Annotated in this window: 16 protein-coding genes; 9 read left to right on the top strand and 7 right to left on the bottom strand. The window is 59.6% G+C overall.

The features are described from left to right. The first annotated feature begins 32 nt into the window (after positions 1-32). The gene (locus tag KJS47_RS10295; protein WP_213524790.1) at positions 33-665 is read left to right on the top strand and encodes a Vat family streptogramin A O-acetyltransferase; all 633 of its coding nucleotides are present in this window, start codon (positions 33-35) and stop codon (positions 663-665) included. Positions 666-749: 84 nt separating this feature from the next. Here KJS47_RS10295 and KJS47_RS10290 read toward each other — a convergent pair whose 3' ends face one another. Together KJS47_RS10290 and KJS47_RS10285 are read right to left on the bottom strand one after the other, a co-directional pair. Continuing rightward, complete coding sequence (locus KJS47_RS10290; RefSeq protein ID WP_213524789.1) at positions 750-1,337, bottom strand: transcriptional regulator; 588 nt, start codon at positions 1,335-1,337, stop codon at positions 750-752. Between the two features lie 15 nt (positions 1,338-1,352). After that, positions 1,353-2,645, bottom strand: a complete 1,293-nt coding sequence (locus KJS47_RS10285; RefSeq protein WP_213524788.1) for an MFS transporter — start codon at positions 2,643-2,645, stop codon at positions 1,353-1,355. Between the two features lie 219 nt (positions 2,646-2,864). On the opposite strand from KJS47_RS10285, the gene KJS47_RS10280 reads away from it, so the two are divergent. After that, a complete protein-coding gene (locus tag KJS47_RS10280; RefSeq protein ID WP_213524787.1) occupies positions 2,865-3,506 on the top strand; it encodes a metal-dependent hydrolase in 642 nt (213 codons plus the stop codon). 204 nt (positions 3,507-3,710) lie between these two features. Here KJS47_RS10280 and KJS47_RS24065 read toward each other — a convergent pair whose 3' ends face one another. Both KJS47_RS24065 and KJS47_RS10270 read right to left on the bottom strand, forming a co-directional pair. Further along, a complete protein-coding gene (locus tag KJS47_RS24065; RefSeq protein WP_249716235.1) occupies positions 3,711-4,022 on the bottom strand; it encodes a hypothetical protein in 312 nt (103 codons plus the stop codon). Between the two features lie 131 nt (positions 4,023-4,153). Then, positions 4,154-4,963 carry a chemotaxis protein gene (locus KJS47_RS10270; protein ID WP_213524786.1) on the bottom strand — a complete coding sequence of 270 codons (810 nt, stop codon included), beginning with the start codon at positions 4,961-4,963 and terminating at the stop codon, positions 4,154-4,156. 1,252 nt (positions 4,964-6,215) lie between these two features. On the opposite strand from KJS47_RS10270, the gene KJS47_RS10265 reads away from it, so the two are divergent. The 5 genes from KJS47_RS10265 to KJS47_RS10245 all read left to right on the top strand — a co-directional run bounded on the left by KJS47_RS10265 (position 6,216) and on the right by KJS47_RS10245 (position 12,663). Beyond that, the gene (locus KJS47_RS10265; RefSeq protein ID WP_213524785.1) at positions 6,216-7,826 is read left to right on the top strand and encodes an ATP-binding protein; all 1,611 of its coding nucleotides are present in this window, start codon (positions 6,216-6,218) and stop codon (positions 7,824-7,826) included. Between the two features lie 282 nt (positions 7,827-8,108). Next, on the top strand, positions 8,109-9,134 hold the full coding sequence (locus KJS47_RS10260) for a polysaccharide deacetylase family protein (protein ID WP_249716233.1): 1,026 nt from the start codon (positions 8,109-8,111) through the stop codon (positions 9,132-9,134). Positions 9,135-9,180: 46 nt separating this feature from the next. Further along, the gene (locus KJS47_RS10255; protein ID WP_213524784.1) at positions 9,181-10,578 is read left to right on the top strand and encodes a hypothetical protein; all 1,398 of its coding nucleotides are present in this window, start codon (positions 9,181-9,183) and stop codon (positions 10,576-10,578) included. After that, positions 10,575-11,279 (top strand): response regulator transcription factor, encoded by a 705-nt coding sequence (locus KJS47_RS10250; protein WP_213524783.1) that lies wholly within the window; start codon positions 10,575-10,577, stop codon positions 11,277-11,279. Before KJS47_RS10255 ends, KJS47_RS10250 begins: the two co-directional genes overlap by 4 nt. Next, the gene (locus KJS47_RS10245; RefSeq protein WP_213524782.1) at positions 11,266-12,663 is read left to right on the top strand and encodes a sensor histidine kinase; all 1,398 of its coding nucleotides are present in this window, start codon (positions 11,266-11,268) and stop codon (positions 12,661-12,663) included. The genes KJS47_RS10250 and KJS47_RS10245 overlap by 14 nt, the downstream gene beginning before the upstream one ends. Here KJS47_RS10245 and KJS47_RS10240 read toward each other — a convergent pair. Then, complete coding sequence (locus KJS47_RS10240; RefSeq protein ID WP_213524781.1) at positions 12,632-13,735, bottom strand: SGNH/GDSL hydrolase family protein; 1,104 nt, start codon at positions 13,733-13,735, stop codon at positions 12,632-12,634. The genes KJS47_RS10245 and KJS47_RS10240 overlap by 32 nt on opposite strands. A gap of 175 nt (positions 13,736-13,910) precedes the next feature. Here KJS47_RS10240 and KJS47_RS10235 point away from each other — a divergent pair, with 175 nt between their 5' ends. Together KJS47_RS10235 and KJS47_RS10230 are read left to right on the top strand one after the other, a co-directional pair. Beyond that, positions 13,911-14,423, top strand: a complete 513-nt coding sequence (locus tag KJS47_RS10235) for a double zinc ribbon domain-containing protein (RefSeq protein ID WP_213524780.1) — start codon at positions 13,911-13,913, stop codon at positions 14,421-14,423. Between the two features lie 168 nt (positions 14,424-14,591). Beyond that, on the top strand, positions 14,592-15,482 hold the full coding sequence (locus KJS47_RS10230; protein ID WP_213524779.1) for a sugar phosphate isomerase/epimerase family protein: 891 nt from the start codon (positions 14,592-14,594) through the stop codon (positions 15,480-15,482). Positions 15,483-15,734: 252 nt separating this feature from the next. Here the strand turns inward: KJS47_RS10230 and KJS47_RS10225 are convergent, their stop codons facing one another. Next, positions 15,735-18,041: a YcdB/YcdC domain-containing protein gene (locus KJS47_RS10225; RefSeq protein ID WP_213524778.1), complete on the bottom strand. Its 2,307-nt coding sequence runs from the start codon at positions 18,039-18,041 to the stop codon at positions 15,735-15,737. A gap of 162 nt (positions 18,042-18,203) precedes the next feature. Then, positions 18,204-18,587, bottom strand: a complete 384-nt coding sequence (mscL, locus tag KJS47_RS10220) for a large conductance mechanosensitive channel protein MscL (protein WP_213524777.1) — start codon at positions 18,585-18,587, stop codon at positions 18,204-18,206. Between the last annotated feature and the right edge of the window lie 287 nt (positions 18,588-18,874).

The raw sequence follows: 18,874 nt of genomic DNA, 5'->3' as shown, positions 1-18,874 counted from the left end.
TTAGGAATAGAACACGAGGGAGGGAATTTGAAATGCCATATGGACCGGATCCGAATGCCATCTACCCGAATGAGGCCATTAAAAGCATTTGTTACATTAAAAACGTCGTCACACGCCCCAACATCATGATCGGTGACTATACCTATTATGACGACAGCAACGGTGCTGAGAAGTTTGAAGAACATGTCACCCATCATTATGAATTTATCGGAGATAAACTGATTATCGGGAAGTTTTGCGCAATAGCGAAGGGCATTGAGTTTGTCATGAATGGCGCAAACCATAGAATGTGCAGTGTCACGACCTACCCATTTAACATTATGGGCCATGGGTGGGAGAAATCGACTCCGGCACTGTCGGATTTGCCCCTTAAAGGGGATACAGTCATTGGAAACGATGTATGGATCGGTCAAAATGTCACGGTAATGCCCGGTGTACATATTGGGGATGGAGCCATCATTGCAGCCAATTCTGTCGTTGTAAAAGATGTTCCCGCTTACCATATTGCCGGGGGGAATCCCTGTAAAGTGATTAAGAAACGATTCGATGACGACCTTATCGAGTATCTTCTGGCCCTAAAATGGTGGGATTGGCCTGCTGGCAAAATTTTCGATCATCTGGAAACGCTATGCAGCGGGGATCTGACAAAAATAAAAGAATTATAACGGTACAAGCAAAAGGGGAGGCCAGGAACAAAAGTTCTTGGCTTCCCCTTTTGCACTCGCTCCGGCCGGCCAGAGCAGGCCGGCTTATTCGTCCGGGGGCTCCGCGTCCTCGATCCGGTAGCTGAGCAGCACGAAAGCGTACTTGCTCTTCCTGTCCGCCTCCTCAGGAGTTAGGACCTCCTCCTCGTCCTTCTCGCCGGAGGGCTGGCTGCCAATGGACGAGAAGGCGTGGCGGTGCGCCTCGCGCCATTCGGCGCCGGTGAGCTGCCGAATGGAGATGGACAGGTCGACATGCTTGTCCGGCCGGGACTTGCCTTCCTTCATCTCATTGGCAAGCAGCCGCAGGCCCGGCTCCAGCACGTTCCGAACCTCCCCGAGAATCTCGTCGGAATGCTGGGATAGCAGCTCGGGATCCAGGCGGAAAGAAGATTGCCGTTTCTTGGCCCGGTACAGCTTCTCAACCAGATTGCCCTGCTGCCGGGTTTCCACGAGCTCGAGCAGCTCTGCCTCCTCCAGCAGCTTGACATGGTAATAGAGGCGGGATGGCTTTTCTTCCATGGCCGCGGCCAGCTCCGCCACGGTGACGGGCCGTTCCTTCGCCAGGTCCAGGATGGTGCGTCTCCTTGGGTCGAGCAGAAGCTTGGTCAGGGCGAGCGAATTGATTTTTTTCACGAAGCATCCCTTCTCTCAGGATGGGGCGCTGGCAGGCTCCGTCTCCGGATAGGCCGCTCTCCCGCGCCCGCCGGCGGCTCCAAGCGCCCGCCAGCCGGCCAGCGCGGGGAAGACGCATATTGACAGGACGAGCAGGCAGCCGGCGGCCGCCATGGTGGACAGAGGGCCGGCGTACGAAGCGGCCAGGCCGCCTCCCAGCACGCCCGCAAGAATAGACGTATTGGTCAAAGCTTTGAACAGGGAAGCGCTTCTTCCCCTATAGGAAGCCGGCGTCGCGCAGAGGAACAGACTGTTCAGCGGGACGTTGATCAGCGCATTCAGAACTCCTCCCATTATACACCAAACGAACACCGGAGCCATTCCCCAGAGCGGCCGAATGGCGGCGAGCGGAAGGACCAGAATCATCCAGAAGCCGATGCCCGCAGCGCCGAGCACGAGCAGCCAATTCGCCCGCGAGCGCCTTAGCAGCCACGGACCGAGGAAGGCCGCCCCCGCGACCGCTCCGGCGCCGACGGACGCCTGCAGCAAGCCGAACAGGGAAGCCGTGACGGAGAAGCTTTGGGTCATCACGGCGACGAGCAGCGTGTTGATGACGCCGACGGTGAGGCAGACGGGCAGCACGAGCAGCAGCAGGAAGCGGAGGACGGGCAGAGCCAGCACGGAGCGGATACCGCTTCGCAGCGAGGCGAGGTAGGATTCGCCGGGAGCGGTTCCGGACCCGCCGCCCTTGGCCGGGTGGAGCGGAGGCAGGGTCAGAAGCAGCAGCGCCGAGAGCAGAAAGGTCGCTCCGTTGATCCAGAAGACGAGCGGCAGATGATCAAGCGCCAGCAGCAGGGCGCCGGCCGACGGTCCGGCGATCGAGAGCACGGTGGACGTGCTCTGGGAGAACGAGACCGCCTGCGTCACCCGCTCGCTGCCCACCAAATCCGGGACGGATGCGGTGCGCGAGGGGTCGAACACGGCGGAGCCGATGCCCTGCAGCCCGATCAGCACGAGCAGCAGAGGAAGCGAGTGGAGGAAGGGAAGCATGGCGAGCACGCAGAGCATGCTGTACAGCTCCGCTCCGGCCATGAGCCTCCTGCGCGAATACCGGTCCGCGAGCGGGCCGGTCCAGATGCTGAACAGGGCGCCGGGAAGCAGCTGGAGGACAATCACGAGACCGATGGCGAGTGGGTCTCCGGATAGAACCGAAACCAGGTAAGTAATGGTCGTTCGCGCCATGCCGTCGCCGAGCTGGGAAATGACCTGCGCTATCCAGAAGCGGCGGAAGTCGGGAATCGTCAGGAGAGAGAACATAGGAAGCCTCATTTCTAAAATATTCTTTATCGTTAAAATATTTTTTAGCGACAAAACGATTTTAACTGGAAATGGGTTTTCCTGTAAAGAGGCGGCACGATATTTCCTTCGCTCATGGCGGGTCCTCTATGCCGGAAGCTCCATTGCCTAAGCGTCAGGCTGCCGGTATAATTAGGAAGCAAACGTATGTTTGTGCGTGAATCGCATGACGATCCAGACATCGGAGGGACCATGAAAGGTACGACACATCTTGCGATCGGTGTCGCCATTGGTGCGGCAGCCGTGAGCTATTATCCGTTCTCGCTCAAAAACGCGGCCCTGTATATGGCGGTGGCGGCCTTCTCGGCACTCAGCGCCGACCTGGACGGCCCCAGCATGCTGAGCGGCAAGCTGGGCAGCCTCGCCAAGCTGCTGAGAGAGGGCATGCTGTGGGGAGGCGTCCTGCTCGGCTGCTGGCTTGTCTTTCTTTATGCCGACGGACGTCCGTTTGACCCGAGGCTGGCTGCCGCCGCTCTGCTTCTCCTGCTCCTCGGCTTCGTGACCAAGGAAGGCGTGCTGCGCAACGCGCTGGTGAGCGCGGTCGGGGCCGGCACGCTCTACGCCGGCGTGCAGACGGGCATGTCCTGGCTGCTCGGGCTCGGAGCGTTCGTGGCGGTGGCCCCCTGGCTCAAGCACAGAGGGATGACGCATACGCTCTGGGCTTTGCTGCTATGGGGCTTCATCGGCAGAGGGATGGAGAGCGAGCTGTATGTCGAAGGCTTGGCCCTCGTCGCTACAGCCGGCTATGTCTCCCATCTTCTTGCCGACACGGTGACGCCGAGCGGAGTCAAGTGGCTGTATCCACTCTACAAGAAAGCTCTCAAGCTGAAGTAAGCCTATGAGAGAGCGAGCGTGAGCGGGTCGGGAGGAAGAGAGGGCGGTCTCAACTGCCTGGCGCAGCCGTCTTTTCCTGCCTCGCCTCACGCTTGAACGAAAGCGAAGCTGCAAACGCCAAACGCCGCCGGTATATGCCGGCGGCGTTTTTGGTGCGCTTGGGACAATCCCAATGTCCGTTCGGTTCTTCCGGAAGGAATTCGGCTACACGACAACAGTCCGGGAGATGATGACGAGGAGGATGAACAGGACGAGAATCGCGCCGGCATCGTAGCCTCTGGCGTAGCCGTATCCGCCGCCGCCGCAGCCGCAGCCGCAGCCGTGGTGGTGATGGTGATAATGCCCGTGATGATGATACATCGGTGCCATCTGCACCGGAGCGACATACGTCGGCATCGGATAGGGGACGGGCGGCGGGAAGTTAACGCCCGCATTGGCCGCGGCATTGATGTTCAGATGGAGATCCGTGTTAGGTCCCAATCCCATATTGCTTCCCAGGCTGCCCATACTTGACATGATATGCACTCCCTCATTTGGTTTTTTCCCTAGTGGGTGTTTAACACAATGTATAGTATGAGTGTCTAGAGAGGGCGGACTTGGCATTCGTCTAGATCCGGGCAAAATGGGTCATGGCCTGCTCGTGAATGTCAGAACCAGCGTTTATAGAAACTGTACCAGGTCTTTTTTTTCTTGACCGGCGGGAGTCCCTCCTCCTCCCGGAGCGCAATGGTCGCTCGTGCCAGAGCTTCCGCAATCCGTCCTAGCACGCGGCGATTCGTCCAATAGTACAGATGGGCGGCGGGAGTGAGGCCGAACAGGCCGTGGCCGACGTTCACCTGCACATCGCCGGTCACCGCGCGGCAGTACCGGTCGTTGATGGATTGAATGGGATAGCTGAGCACATCGAATTTGTTGAAGAAGTTCAGCCACTCGCCCTGAATGAACGGGTGGTGCTTCTTCAGCTGAGGGGCGGGGACGGCCAGCGGATCGCCGAAGTTTTTGTAGCGGAGTCCCCAGATGGCGATCGGACTGCCGAGCGTGTAGAAGAAGGCGAGGGTTTCTCCTCTCTCCATCGGGCTGCGGAACGAGGAGGTGCGGAAGATCTGCTTATCGTGAAAAAAGTTGCTGGCGATAACCGAGCCGAGACTGTGCGAGATGACGCATAAGGGGGCCTTGTCGCCGGCCATGCGGGCAAGGCGGGTGAGGCAGTGCTCGAATTGCTCGTGAATCTGCTTGTAGATGAGCGTCTCCTCGGGGCCGCGCTCTCCGGGGATAGGCTGGTAGGCGATGGCGTCGCCCAGATAGCTGATGATGAAGGAGCGGGTGTTCTGCCAAGCGAGCCGGTAGGGGGCAAGGCGCTCCTCGAGCTCATCCTCCAGATGGTCGAGAATCGGCGCCCAATAGACGGGCTGGACGACCAGCTCGTCTTCGCATGGCTCGCCCGTCAAGGCGATCATTTTTTTTTATACTGTTTGACAAGAATGGCTTCGATATCCTCGGCAAAATTCGGCTGCTGCCTGCCGATGCCGTGGATCACCGCTACCGCAAGCTTCTGTCCCATAGGCAATCCCCCGTTTTTCCCCGTGTAGGCTGTTGCTGTCGTTACATAGGTATTAGGCGAAGTCCCTTGATATGCCTGGGTTTTGCCGGACATGCATGAGACCGACGAGCTGGCAAGCGGGCAAAAAGTGAGGAAGGCGGAGAGAATACGCGAATCGGTTTTCTGAAAAGGGTGGGAGAGCCCGTAGGACAGGCCGGGGGGAGAAAGAGTATTCGCGCGAACGTATGTTTTTCGATCGTTGACCGGATTCTCGGAAGGTTGTTGCCGAGCTGGTCAGGCAAAGGGGCATTTTCGCCAGTCTTTGCAAGCGGGAGTCGGAGTAGGGAAGAAGCGGAGCGCTCGTTCTCTTTTGCCGCCTCCGAATACAGCAACGCCCGGGCAAGCTATGCTTGCCCGGGCGTTCATTTGTCCCGCTCAAGAAGAACCGGTCCGGTCTTGCTCGTCCGGCCCGGCTGCGCATGGGCGCCGATCTCGGGGACGACCTGGTTAACCCTTCTGCGGTCCTGCGCAGCCGAACGGTACACGTTCGTACGGCGGCGGAGCGACGCATCCAGTTCCCTACTCTATTCCTTAGCTTTTGATTGCCTAGTGATCTCTTGCTTGTCTTACCTTTGCATCCTAAAACAATGAAAGCCCTGCCTCTCTTCCATCCTTGCGGCTCCGATGACCGCGCCAGTGTGAATCAGCGATACAAGAACGTTGGGGTGCCCGGGAAATCAATTGAAAGGAGTTGTTGCTCGGAAAATTCGTCGTGAGGTAAATTTCCTGCCTGCAAAGGGAATCATTCGAGGGTTAACTTCTGTGGAACATGCCGGCATTTTCCGGCAATCATTGTATAATACCATGAGAATGAACAAAAAGCAAGTGCTGGAAAGAACCTGCTTGCTTATTTGCGGCAGTTAGCGAGAACGATAGAGAACCCCGACGCGAGGCCGATCCACGTTTGCCGGATCCCGGCGAATGCTGTCGTTTTGTTTGCTTTCTTCTCGAATTTCATGTAATTTTTTTACTTTCCTCCCCCCGATCTCTTGTTCTCTGACAAAAGTACTATATAATAGATTGTAACTTACATATTTTTACTTTTTGAGACGGTATCCTGGGTCGTTTGTCGTTATTTCTTTGACTACTAGAGTCTGGATGGGATGAAGATGAGGAACCTATTCGGGGAGGGCAATGTCCACAGCTACGAACGGTTTAGCAGCGGAGTACGGGTGCTGCTATGGCTGTTCTTCTCTCTCCTATTTCAATCTACTCCGCTTCTCGAGAGACTTGGATTCTCATGGGAAGATCTGAAGGGACTTGCGATCTTCGGCACAGGGTCGTCCCTTCTTCTTTTTCTGGGGGTTCACGCTTTTTCTCCCGGAAGTGTTACGTATCAGACGATCATTCGCCTGGCGGTCTGGGTCAGCTACGGCAACTGCTTTTGGCTCATCGGCAGCACGGGCGGGCTGGACAGCCCGTTTCTTCCCTTCACCTTTATGCTGGTGATTCACGCGGCGATCTATTGGCGTGTATGGGGAACGGTCTCGATGTCCATCTGCGTGCTCAGCCTCTATACTTTTTTCTATTTTGGAGACGCCCGCTCTACCGGAACAGGCGAGCTCTACCGATATATGGTGGATAGCCTTGTTTTGTTCGTTCTGATCTTGTTCGGCACGACGATCGCGAGACGCGAGAAGGGCCTGGATACGGAGAAGCTGGATGCCCGCCGCGAGGCCGACCTGCGCTACCAGAAACTGATCCAGAATCTGCCGGAGGCGGTCTTTGTTCACCGGGACGGCATATTCGTGTATGTCAACACCGCTGCGGTTCGCATGCTCGGCGGCTCCTGCCCGGAGGACTTGATCGGGCGGCCGCTCATGGCGTTCATTCATCCGGAATCCGCTGCGGCGGTAGAGCAGCATCTGAAGATGATCGACCATCGCGATCCGCTTGAATTCCATGAGCATCGCATCTTGGCGCTGGACGGGACCGAACTGGAGGTGGAATCTGCCTCTGCCCGTATCCCCGACTTCATGGAGGGAGACGTCATCCAGAGCGTATGCCGCGACTTGTCGCACCGCAAGCGAAAGGAAGAGTTGTTCCTGCAATCCGAGAAGCTGTCCGTCGCCGGACAGCTGGCCGCCGGCGTGGCCCACGAGATCCGCAATCCGCTGGCTTCGCTGATGGGCTTCACCCAGCTGCTGAAGATGAAGGGAACCGAGCATTCCCGGTACCTGGATATTATGCAATCTGAGTTGCAGCGGATTCACTTTATCGTGAGCGAATTCATGATGCTGGCCAAGCCGCAGACGGTCAGCTACGGCATGGTGTACATAGACGAAGCGATCGAGGGAATTATCTCGCTACTCCATGTGCAGGCGGTGTCCAGCCGGATCGAGCTGATCCGCCATTACGAGAATCAGCTGCCTCCGGTCCGGGGGGACGAGAACCAGCTGAAGCAGGTCATTCTCAATCTGCTCAAGAACGCCATAGAGGCAATGCCTGACGGGGGAGACATCCACATCTCGGCGGAGCGGGATGAGGAGGACGGCATTATCGTGAGCTTCGCCGACCAGGGGACAGGCATCCCGGAGACGCTGCTGCCCAAGCTCGGCGAGCCTTTCTTCACGACCAAGGAGACCGGTACCGGACTCGGTCTGATGACAAGCCGCCGCATCATCGCCGACCATGGGGGCCGGCTGGAGATCGAGAGCCGGAAGGACGAGGGGACGGTCATCACCGTGTGGCTCCCTTTATTTATGCGGGAAAGCGATTGACGGAAGCGGCCGGCCCTGCAGCGCGGGAGACTTCGTTTGCCGCTCAGGACGAACGAAGAGAAGGGGGAGCGGGAAGGACTGTCGGAATGGAAAGAAAGATAGGACGAGTAGGGGAAGAAATTTGATAGCTTTTGTAATCTTGCCGTAACTTCTTTGCCTTCTTTGTCGTTTATTATATAGAGACAGAAGAGGCTCCGGGCCGGGCGGTCTGGGAGTCTCTTGTCTATTGTTTGGAGACTAGTCTAGCAGACAGAAATCTAGGATCGGGGAGCAGGAGTACCAATGGGGAGAAGGAAGAACAGTGCGGGGAGCAGGAAGGCTCGCCGCGGCATCATGGTCGCCACGTTAATCGTGGGAGTAGCATTCGCAGGATATAATAAAGTAGAGGCGTTTTTGACAGGCGGCGGGTCGGTTGCCGGCCAGCCGGCGCCGACCGTTCTGAATGAAGAGAGACAAGAGCCAAGTCCGGCGGAAACGCAGGAGAGCGCCAAGCCGTCAGGCAGTCCGGGGCTCGCCTCCCCGACGCCTTCGCCGACGCCTCGTCCTTCGGTATCACCGTCTCCTTCGGCGTCGCCCTCCGGCCAGCCGGCCAAGCCGGCCGGGACAACAGCACCGCAGGCGGGGCGGGGTGAGACATCCCCCACTCCAAGTCCCCAGCCGACGGCCAAACCGGCAAACGGCAGCGGCAAGGCTTCGGGGAAAGTGATTCGCAGCGGGCCGGCGGACGAGCGCAAGCTCGTAGCACTGACCTTCGATGATGGACCCGATCCCAAATGGACTCCCCTAATCTTGGATTTGCTGAATAAAGCCGGCGTGAAGGCGACCTTTTTCGTCGTCGGCCAGCAGGCAGCCGCTCATCCAGACGTGCTTAAGAGAATCGCGGAGGAAGGCCATGCGATCGGCAATCATTCCTGGAACCATTCCAATATGACCTCGCTGAAGCCCGAGGAGATGCGGGAGCAGGTGACCAAAACCGACGAGCTGATCGCTTCCGTAACCGGAAAACACAGCGCGATCTTCCGTCCTCCGTACGGTGCGGTGTCGGACGAAGTGCTGTCTACCCTGGCCAGTATGAACACGCATGTGGTCAACTGGTCCGTCGATACGAAGGACTGGGCGGGCACGCCGGTGGCCGATATGATGGCCATCGTGAACCACCAGGTGAAGCCGGGCGCCATCGTTCTGCAGCACAGTTTCGGAGGCAAGAAGGGCGACCTGAGCAACACGGTGGAGGCGCTGCCCCAGATCATCGCCTATCTGAAGAAGAACGGCTATACATTCGTCACGGTTCCGGAGATGCTGCCTTAACGGGGAGCCCGGACCGTTCATTGTCTGACCGAGGAGAAATGTTCGCATGAGAAGAGTCATCGCCGCCGCCCTGTCCGCCGTCGTTTTTGCCGCAGGATTGTCCGGCTGCAGCATCCTCTCGTCCCCCGTCGAGCTGCTCAAGGCGCCAGCCGCAGGCTCCGAGCAGGAGGCGATCCTGCGGGCGGTATCCGAGCTGCTCCCGAATGGCGCCAAGCTGACGGTGCCGCTGAAGCACGGAGAGAAGATCGGGGCAATCTCACAGGCGGATCTGGACGGAGACGGCGTGAAGGAAGCAATAGCGTTATATAAGCAGGAAACGAATCAGTTCCAGCTCGGCCTTCTCATTCTCAAGAAGCAGCCGGACGGCCGCTGGACGCGGATGGCCGAGCAGGTGGAGCTGGGAAGCGAATTCGATTATATGGACATTCTGGATCTGACCGGGACGGGAACCCGGGATATTCTGGTCGGCTGGAGCGGAGGCAAGCAGATCACCAAGAGCCTGTCCGTCTATCGGCTTCAGCAAGGCCAGCTTAAGCTGCTGGATAGCCAGGCGTATACCGAGCTTGCGGTCGACCAACTGGATGCGGATGCCATTCCGGACATCGTCCTCTTCCGGGCGGACCGGACGAAGGACCTGCCGACCGTCAGCTTGTACCGCCTCCAGGACAACCGGCTCATCGCGGTCGACAGCATGCCGCTGGACGGGCTGGCGAACATCCTGGTCCAGGTGCAGGCTGGCAAAGCAAGCGACACGGTCAGAGGAGTCTTCGTCGACGCTCAGGTAGGGGCCCATTCGGGCAGCACGATGCTGCTGCTGCTCGACAACGGCCGGCTGAGGCTGGCTTCGCTGACCGGCGACCAGTCGAGCCCGATCCTTCTGAACGCCTACACGGCGACATCGCGGGACGTGGACGGAGACGGGATTATCGAGATCGATCTGTTGAAGCCTGCTCCGGGTACGGATCATCTGTCCTTGGCGGCGATCCCTTGGATTCACGAATGGAGCAAGTGGAATCCTGGCAAGGGATTAACTCCCGTGCAGGAGAACTACTACGACTACGGCAGCGGCTTTGGCATCCAGCTGCCAGCCACGTGGAAGGGCAAGTATACGCTGCGCAAGCTTGGAGACGAGAAAGAGGGCTCCCTTGAGCTCGCCTACTGGACAGACGCGACCCGCCTGACGCCCGAGCTGATGACCATTGCCTGGGTGCCGAAGGACAAGTGGGAAGACCGTCAGATGGCCTGGTCCAAGCAGAAGCGCCAGGTGGTGGCACTCGGCGAACGGGCCGACAAGAAGTTCGCGGCGCTGCTGCCGCCCACCCCGGACCTGCCGGAGACGATCAAGGCCGGGTACAAGGAAATGAGGGAAGAGACGAAAAATCCGGCCAGCTGGTTCCAGTTCCTTCCCGCGAAGCAAACCCCGGGAAAGGAGACGGACAAATGAAGGTATTAGTGCTCGAAGATGAGGATGCTATCCGCGGCTTTGTCCGCATCAACCTGAAGCGGGAAGGTCTAGAGGTCATCGAGGCGACGACCGGTGAGGAAGCATTGGCGGTTATGGATTCGGGAGCGGCGCCCGATATCGCCATCCTGGACGTCATGCTGCCGACGATCAGCGGCTACGACGTATGCCGGGAAATCCGCAGCCGGTATCCGGGTACGGGCATCATCATGCTCACCGCCAAGTCCCAGGACGCGGACAAGGTGATGGGACTGGAGCTCGGCGCGGACGATTACGTCGTCAAGCCGTTCAGCCCGTCGGAGCTGATGGCGAGGATCAAGGCGCTGTCCCGGCGCATGCGGCTGCATGCAGACCAGCCGGCCGACCGTCTGGAGTCCGGCCCGTTCTGCTTATCCTTGACCGAGCGCCGGATGTACAAGCACGGGCAGGAGATCGAGCTGACCCCGACGGAGTTCTCCATCATCAAGCTGCTGATGGAGAACGGGAACAAGAGCGTGAGCCGCGACGAGATTCTCGATCAAGTGTGGGGCAAGCATTACTTCGGCGATCTGAAGATCGTGGACGTCAACATCCGCCGGATCCGGCAAAAGCTCGAGGAACGCCCTTCCCAGCCTGTCTATATCGAGACTGTCTGGGGCTACGGTTATCTATGGAAAGAGGAACCTGACCGTGAAGTCCATTAGGAGCCGGATGCTCGTCTCTTACGGATCGGTTATTCTTCTGGTCGTCCTTTTGCTGGGCGGCCTGTTCCTGTTTGCGGTTCGGCAGTATTACTACGAATCGGCCTACCAGGCGCTCAGCGAGCGGGTTCAGGTGTCCGCTCGGTTCTACGGCGAATATCTGGGCGATATGGCCTTATCGGAGAAGGCGAAGTATATCTACGACAACGCCAAGACCGAGGACTTTGCGAAGATCGAGGTGCTGGACGGCAATGGGGAGCCGGTTTCGACGCTTTACGGCGTGGAATCGGCCTCGCACCGGTCCGCGCCGGATGTCCGGGACGCGCTCAAGGGGCAGAAGGGCTCCTGGTCGGGCACGAGTCCGGAGACGGGAGAGCACATTCTGGCGATCACGCGTCCCCTGCTGGAGGGGGAGCCGCAAAGCGGGCTGATCCGGTATACAACCTCGCTTGAGAAAGTTGACGGCGTCGTGCGGACGATTCTCTGGTTTACCATCGCCATCGCGCTGACCGTTCTCGGCATTTCGCTGCTCGTCATCCGGCTCCTCGCGCATCGCATCGTCCGCCCGATCGAGGAGCTCAAGATCACAGCCAACCGGATGGCGCGTGACGACTTCTCGCTGAAGGCAGTCAAGCAGTACGACGATGAGGTCGGGCAGCTGGCCGACACGCTGAATTTCCTCTCCGACGAGCTCGTGAAGAACGAGAAGCTGAAGAACGAGTTCATCTCGTCAGTCTCGCATGAGCTGCGGACGCCGCTCACCTCCATCAAAGGGTGGAGCGAGACGCTGCTATCGGGAGGGCTGGAGGAGCGGGAAGAGACGGAGCTCGGGCTTAAGGTCATCTCCAGCGAGACGGACCGGCTGGTCGGTCTGGTGGAAGACCTGCTCGATTTTTCCAAGCTGCAATCCGGCGGGATTCATATGCGGAAGGAACCGCTCGAGCTGAGCGGGCTGGTGGAGGAAGTCGGTCAGCAGTTCGCTCCCAGTGCGGCACGGAAGCATCTGGAGCTGGCGGTGGAATGGCAAGACGGCCCCGTCTCGCTGATCGGAGACCGGGACCGTCTGAAGCAGGTGCTGATTAATTTGCTGGACAATGCGATGAAATTCACGGGCGAAGGCGGGCAGATCCGTCTGCAGCTGACGGTAGAGGAGGACGAAGCGCTGCTCGTCGTGTCCGATAACGGAGAGGGCATTCCAGTCGACGAGCTGCGGCATGTGACCAGCCGGTTCTACAAGGCGTCCTCCCGGCATCCGGGCAGCGGCCTGGGGCTGTCGATCTGCCAGGAGATCGTTGAGCAGCACGGCGGCCGCCTGACGATCTCCAGTGCCCCGGGTTATGGCACCACCGTAGCGGTCAGTCTGCCTGTTGCAGCAGCTGTCGGATAACCGGTGTCAGAGCGTCGGCCATCCGCAGGAAGCCGAGGTCCGTCGGGTGGACGCCGTCTACCGTGCATTCGTCGAAGTCGTCTCCGAGGAAGGTGGAGCCGTCCAGGAAATGGAGGTGACGGTCGCCCTGCCGGCGATGCTCATCGATGAATTGCCGGGCGAAGGTGCTGTTGGCGAGACGGTTGCGAATGAACGTATCGTCGAAGGATTCCTTGGCATAGCGGATCTTGGAGACGACCAGAATCGGCACCTCCGGGTGAGCGTCGCGCAGAATGCGGACAAAGCCAGGCAGCGTATCCTTGAACGTCAAGCCGGCGTTCGACTCGTAATCGAGCACGAACAGGCCGGGGCGTTCGATCTGGCTAATGATATGGGCGAGCTCCGGCTCGCCTTTTCCGTTGCCGGAGAAGCCGAGGTTGAGGAACTCGTACGGAATGCGGCGGCTGATGATATTGGACCAAGCCATGCCGGGACGGGTGGCGCACCCTCCTTGGGTGATGGACGTGCCATACACGATGACGCGCTTGTCGCTCTCATATGCGGGCGGGGCTTCCACCACGGCGTCCGGGCTAAAGCCGACCAGTACTTCCTCCACGCCTTGATAGAGCGGGAAGTTGATCGTCACGCTGCGCATTTGCGGCGTCGGCTGGCTGAACAGCAGCGACTCGTACTCCTTGACGCCGAAGCCCAGACGGGTCGTTCCATAGTAGCGCTGTTCTCCGGGCTCGCCGATATACAGGTCGAAGCCGCATTGGCCGGTCGAGGGCATATGGTACATGTCGCCCGGCGCAGCCAGCTTGACGCGCACCGACAGCTGGAGCGCGTCCGTGCGGAAGCGCAGCTGTCCGCCGGCCGTATTATCGGCCAGCGCATCCACGGCGGGCGGCAGTGGATGGGTCGGGGCAGCCGGAAGCCGGCGGTAACGGCCCTCCTGCTTCAGCCAGCCGAAGCCGGCAATCTGGATCGGCGGGTCGAACGGAGACAGCCACATTAGCGCCTCGGTGTCGGTCTCTTTCAGGATGCCTTCCGATTCCTGGCCTGTACGGGCCATGAATGTCGGTTGCTCGCTCATAACGGGGAATCCTCCTTGGGTTTGCACACTCTATCGGTGTGCTTTGGTAAAGCGAATCACCCAAATTGTCCTATCCGCCGGCAGGTTTGTCAATTCCCTTCTTCAATTGAAAGAAGCCGGGGCGGAGGAAGCGTGGTATACTGAAAACAAAAGAACAAGGAGGAGGCATGCCGGTTTGAAAGGGTTCTTCGACCGCATGAAAGAAGGGGCCGCAGAGGCGGCCAAATATGCCCAGCAGACCGTTGAGGTGACCCGGCTGAGGGCGCAGATATCGAGCAAGGAAAAAGAGATCGACCGGTATTTTGGAGCGATCGGCGAGCGTGTCTTCCAGGCTTACATGGACGGCAATCTCGCAGAGTCGGAGCCGTTCATCGGCGAGGCAAGCGCGCAGATTCTCCGGCTCCGGCAGGAGATCGTCGATGTGGAGAACCGGATCCAGGAGGTCCGGCAGACGAAGCCCTGCGTCTGCGGGCGGGAGGTGCCGGCGGACAAGAAATTTTGTCCGGACTGCGGCCACCGGTTCGAGGGCGGCGTCAAGCCGGAGGAAGTGGTCGTTGAACCAGAAGAGACGCCGGCCGAGGCGTGCCCGGCATGCGGCGCCCAGCGGCCTGTGGGAATCGATACGTGCCCAGCGTGCGGGCGTCCGGGAGAGAAGCCGGATTCGCTGCCGCCGGGCAATCCGGAATAGCTCGTGATTAGAAGCGTGTAGTTCTATGACTGCGACTCGGTTGAGGGAGGCTCCGTCCGCCGATATCCGGTGCCAGTCAAGCTTAGTCCGCTCCAACCAGACCAACTATCGGCACGGCAGCCAGATGGGAACAGCAGGAAGCGTGCTGACCTAGAGGAGGAAACGCTCATGCTGCCAACCAAGGAACCACGTACCGTCCAACTTGCCGCATTCAGCGGAGTTTTGATCGATTACAGCATCCATGAGGCGATTCGGATCACGCGGGAGCTCGGCTTCGACGGGCTCGAGATCGCCTGCCGGGAGCCTCATCTGTCCCCCGGCACCAGCCTGCCGCGCGTCCGCGAGATTCGCCGGCTGGCCGACGATGCAGGACTCGCGCTGCCTGTGCTGGCGGGGTACGCGGGAGGTTTCTCAGCGGCCTCCGACGCGGATTGCGAGCGTGCGCTGGAGGACATCCGGCGCTTGTTCGACCATGCAGGAGAGCTCGGCGCGACGATGGTCCGCGTCCAGCCTGGAGGCCCCAACGCTTTTCTCGCAGAGGACTACCATTTTGCCAAGGCGGCCTTCTGGCTCAACCGCTGCGCAGAGGAGGCAGAGGCGCACGGGATCCGCATCGTGCTCGAGATCCACAACAACTCGCTTGTGGAGACGGTGGACAGCTGCATGCGGCTGCGCGGCATGATTCCCGCCGCCAACCTGGGCTTCATTCACGATGCAGGCAATATGTACATAACCGATACGGATTACGGCCGGTCCTCCGTACTCAGATTGGGCGGCAGTTTGCTCCACGTACATGTCAAGGACGAACGCCGTCTGATGGAGCTGGGTGCTCCCGGCTCCTTCGCGAACCGGACGCACCGGGGCGAGGAATATTTCCTCGGCTGCCGTCTCGGCGAGGGAGAGGCGGATCACCAGCCGCTGTTCGACGCACTGGCCGAGACCGGCTACGCCGGATGGATCACGCTTGAGACGCATGCGCCGTTCGATCCACGCGAGCGGCTGGCGTACGACCTGGCAGCGGCGCGACGGATGCTTCAATTGACGGCCGCCCGCTCTTGAGGCGCGGCCGCCGTGCCGGGAGAGCCGCTTCTTAGGAGCCAGGCCAAACAGCCCGTACCCGGGAATTCCCGGGTACGGGCTGTTTGTCTTGCAGCTAAACCGGATCGAGCTTCATCGGCGGCGTGCCGCCGATGAGGAGGACGCTGCCGGGGCGGCACGGAAGCCGGCCGCTTGGGCATGGTGCGAAGCTCCCACCCAGCGCGGTGTTCGACGGGCGTCTCCCGCGTAGGAACAGCCGATCGCTAGGCAGGTTTACATGCCGATCGGAACGTCGCGCAGCATGGCCCGCTGCTCCAGATAGCGGTAGAAGGTCGTGGCCGCTTGGGCCCGGCTCACTTCCTGGGCGGGCTGGAAGCGCCCGTCGGAGGTGGTCATGATCCCGAGCTCGAGCAGAATGGCGGCCTGGCCTTTGTTCTTGATGGCTGCGGCGTCCGCAGCCTTCAGGTTGAAGAGGCTGTCATGCTCTGCCAGCTTGTTGTAGCCGAGGGCCCGGACGAGCAGGACGGCGAGGTCGTCCCGGGTCATATGATCTTCGGGGCGGAAGGTGTTCTCCGATTTGTCGATCAGGTTGGCGTCCACCGCCTGCTCGACATAGCTGAAGTAAGGAGAGGAAGCCGCTACGTCCTTAAAGCTCGCCATCCGGTCTCCCAGGAACGGCATGTAATCGCCGCCGTTGCGGGCAATGACGAGCATCTTGATCATCTCGCCGCGGGTAATCGCCTGATCCGGCGAGACCTTGCCGTCTTTGACGTCAATGGCGCCGTAGTCGATCATGAGCTGCAGCTCCTGCTGCGCCCAGTGGCCGGCCAGATCCGTAGCCGCCGGCCGGCCGGGAACCGTGATCGCACCGGTGTCGCGCTTGCGGAATTCGCCGGTCGCGGCGTCGACGAACACGAACTGGTCCGGCTGTTTCGGCACCAGCACATAGTACGGCTTCGCCTGCCGCGCCTTCTTCGAATTGTCTTCATAATAGAAGCGATAGTCCACCGGCACGTAATAGCGCAGCTCAAGCGTATACTGTGCGAGCAGCAGCTCGGTCGCTTGTTTCGCATCGATGGTCTTGCCTGGCTTCGGTACGTCGATTCTTCGCAGATTGCCCCAATAGCCGGCGATTTCACCGGAAGCGGCAACCGTGACCTGAATCGATTCGCTGTCCGACGGAATGCCGTTCACGAGACGCTTGAACGGGATGGACAACATCCCTCCGGGATCTGCGGAAGCTTGCGAGGCGAGCCACTCCGGATCGATCGCCAGCTGATCACTGTAATGCGGCAGGATGGTCTTGACGTAGTCCACCGCCTTGGCTGTCGCATCCTTGGGATCGATGGATGCGGGGGACTTGCCCGCTTCACCCGAAGCCATGGCCAGCTTCGCCAGCATCATGGTGCCGTCATGGCTGAAGTTCAGCAGCTCCCCGGTTTGGCTGTGAATACTGGCCCGGTAATAATCGGAGTCACGCTCGGTGCTTCCCGGCAGCTTCCAGGACAGGTTCCAGGAAGAGATCCCCATGTCCGAATGGTCCTCATAATAGGAAGCGTCCGTCAGCTCCGCGCCCTTGGGCAGTTGGATGATGGCGGCGGCCGCCGCAACGGCCTGCTCCTTGGTGAGGTTGCGTCCGCCGGCCGGCATAGCCGCGAGCGGTTTGTCGGTCAACGTCTCATACGTAGTCGGCGAGGTGACTTCCTTCCCGGCCTCATTGATCAGCTTGCCGGTTTTGGCATCAAGCATCGGCGTCTTGAGCAGGTAGCCGAGCATCGGCTTGGCGGATCCCCCGCCCATCGGATTGAGGTACAGATAGGAGAGCTCAGAGGACAGCTTCTGCTTCATGGCTGCTTCCGCCTGCTCCTGAGTCAACAGGCCGCTCAGGTCGTCGAAGGAAAGCAGAGCCGTATCCCAGCGGCGCTCAAAGCCGACCAGCTTGCCGTTGCCGTCCAGCGTGATCTGGATGAAATTCTGCGCGTACCGGACGTCGTTGACCTCACGGTCGTATTTGACCGTATAGCGGATTTGTCCGTTCAGCGGCGGCTTGCTGGTTTTTTCGTAATCGTCGCTGTAGACGACCTGCCCCTTCAAATCGGGAGCGAGTCTTCCGAGCACCTGCTCGGCGGATGCTTTGGCGGCGCTCCAGTCGAGCTTGGGCGGAAAAGCCTCGGGAGACGACGGGTCGTTCTCGTAGCTGTAATACGACAGGAGGCTGCCCGTCTCCGCATCGATGGTGATCGAGATGTTGCCGAAATACCGGTCTTGCTGGCGCTTCTCGTAGTTGATGCTCCAGGCGCCGCTTCCATTCGGATATTGGCGCGAGTTATAGCTGATTCCCTGGAGCTTGTAGTCGGACGGGATCGTGACAAAAGTGGGAGCCAGCTCAATGGCCCGCTCTTTGCTGATCTTGACGTCGGACGGGGCTTCCGCCGCGGGAGTTCCCGGATTGCTGGCTGCGGGGGCGGACGAGACGCTGTCGCTTGCCGGGGCCGCCTTGTCGGCCAGAACCGGCGGTACGGCCGACAGCAGCATGGCGGTCGTGAGACCGAGAACGGCTGCCTGTTTGCCAAACTTCATGAAGCATTTCCTCCTCATTATAAAACTGGATATGTATTCCATTCCTCTGACGGAGCGGACGAAGAGGAAGTTGCAGCAAACCGGAGGTGCTACCAAAAAGATTTTTTGGCGAAATCCCCTCCTAAAGAACAAAAAAAACCGCCTCCGGGGGAGGCGGCCGCTTCAGGATTTGGCCTTCAGCAAATCGCGGATTTCGGTCAGCAGCAGCTCTTCCCTGCTCGGTACCGGGGGTTCGGCCGGCTTCTCGGGCTCTTGGCGTTTGCGCTTCAACTGGCTGAGCAGCTTGATGAACAAAAAGATCGAGAACGCCGTAAGTAGAAAATCAATGACCGTCTGGATGAACTTGCCGTAGGCGATCGAGGCGCTGCCGACTGTGATGTCGAGCGCGGGGAAATCGATCCCGCCGATCAGGATGCCGAGGAGCGGCGTGATGAGGTCACCCACGACCGAGCTGACAATCTTGCCGAACGCCGCTCCGATAATGACGCCGACAGCTAGGTCCAGCACGTTGCCTTTGAAGGCGAACGCTTTGAATTCTTTCCACATAGGTAGACATGCCCCCTGTAACAAGTTGTCGTCATTATAGCAGGTAAACGGGCATCGTCTATCGGTCCTAAGTCGCAAAAAAGCGGGCGTCCGGGAAATTCGCGAGCGGAGAGATGCCGGCAGGGAAGCTCCCGAGCTCCGGAAAGAACCCTTATAACCATTCTTTCGGTTGTTGCCCGCCGAATGACTGGTATACAATAACAGTGCCGGCAAAAACGCAAGGAAAGGAGCGTGATCAGTGTGATTACAATCGTTGAGGTGGTCTCCGTTTAATCGGAGGCTTGGAA

Origin of the sequence: Paenibacillus sp. J31TS4 (genome assembly GCF_018403265.1) — a bacterium.
GTDB lineage: Bacteria > Bacillota > Bacilli > Paenibacillales > NBRC-103111 > J31TS4.
The sequence above is the reverse complement of the archived record's forward strand: the minus strand, read 5'-3'. Positions and strand labels throughout refer to the sequence as shown.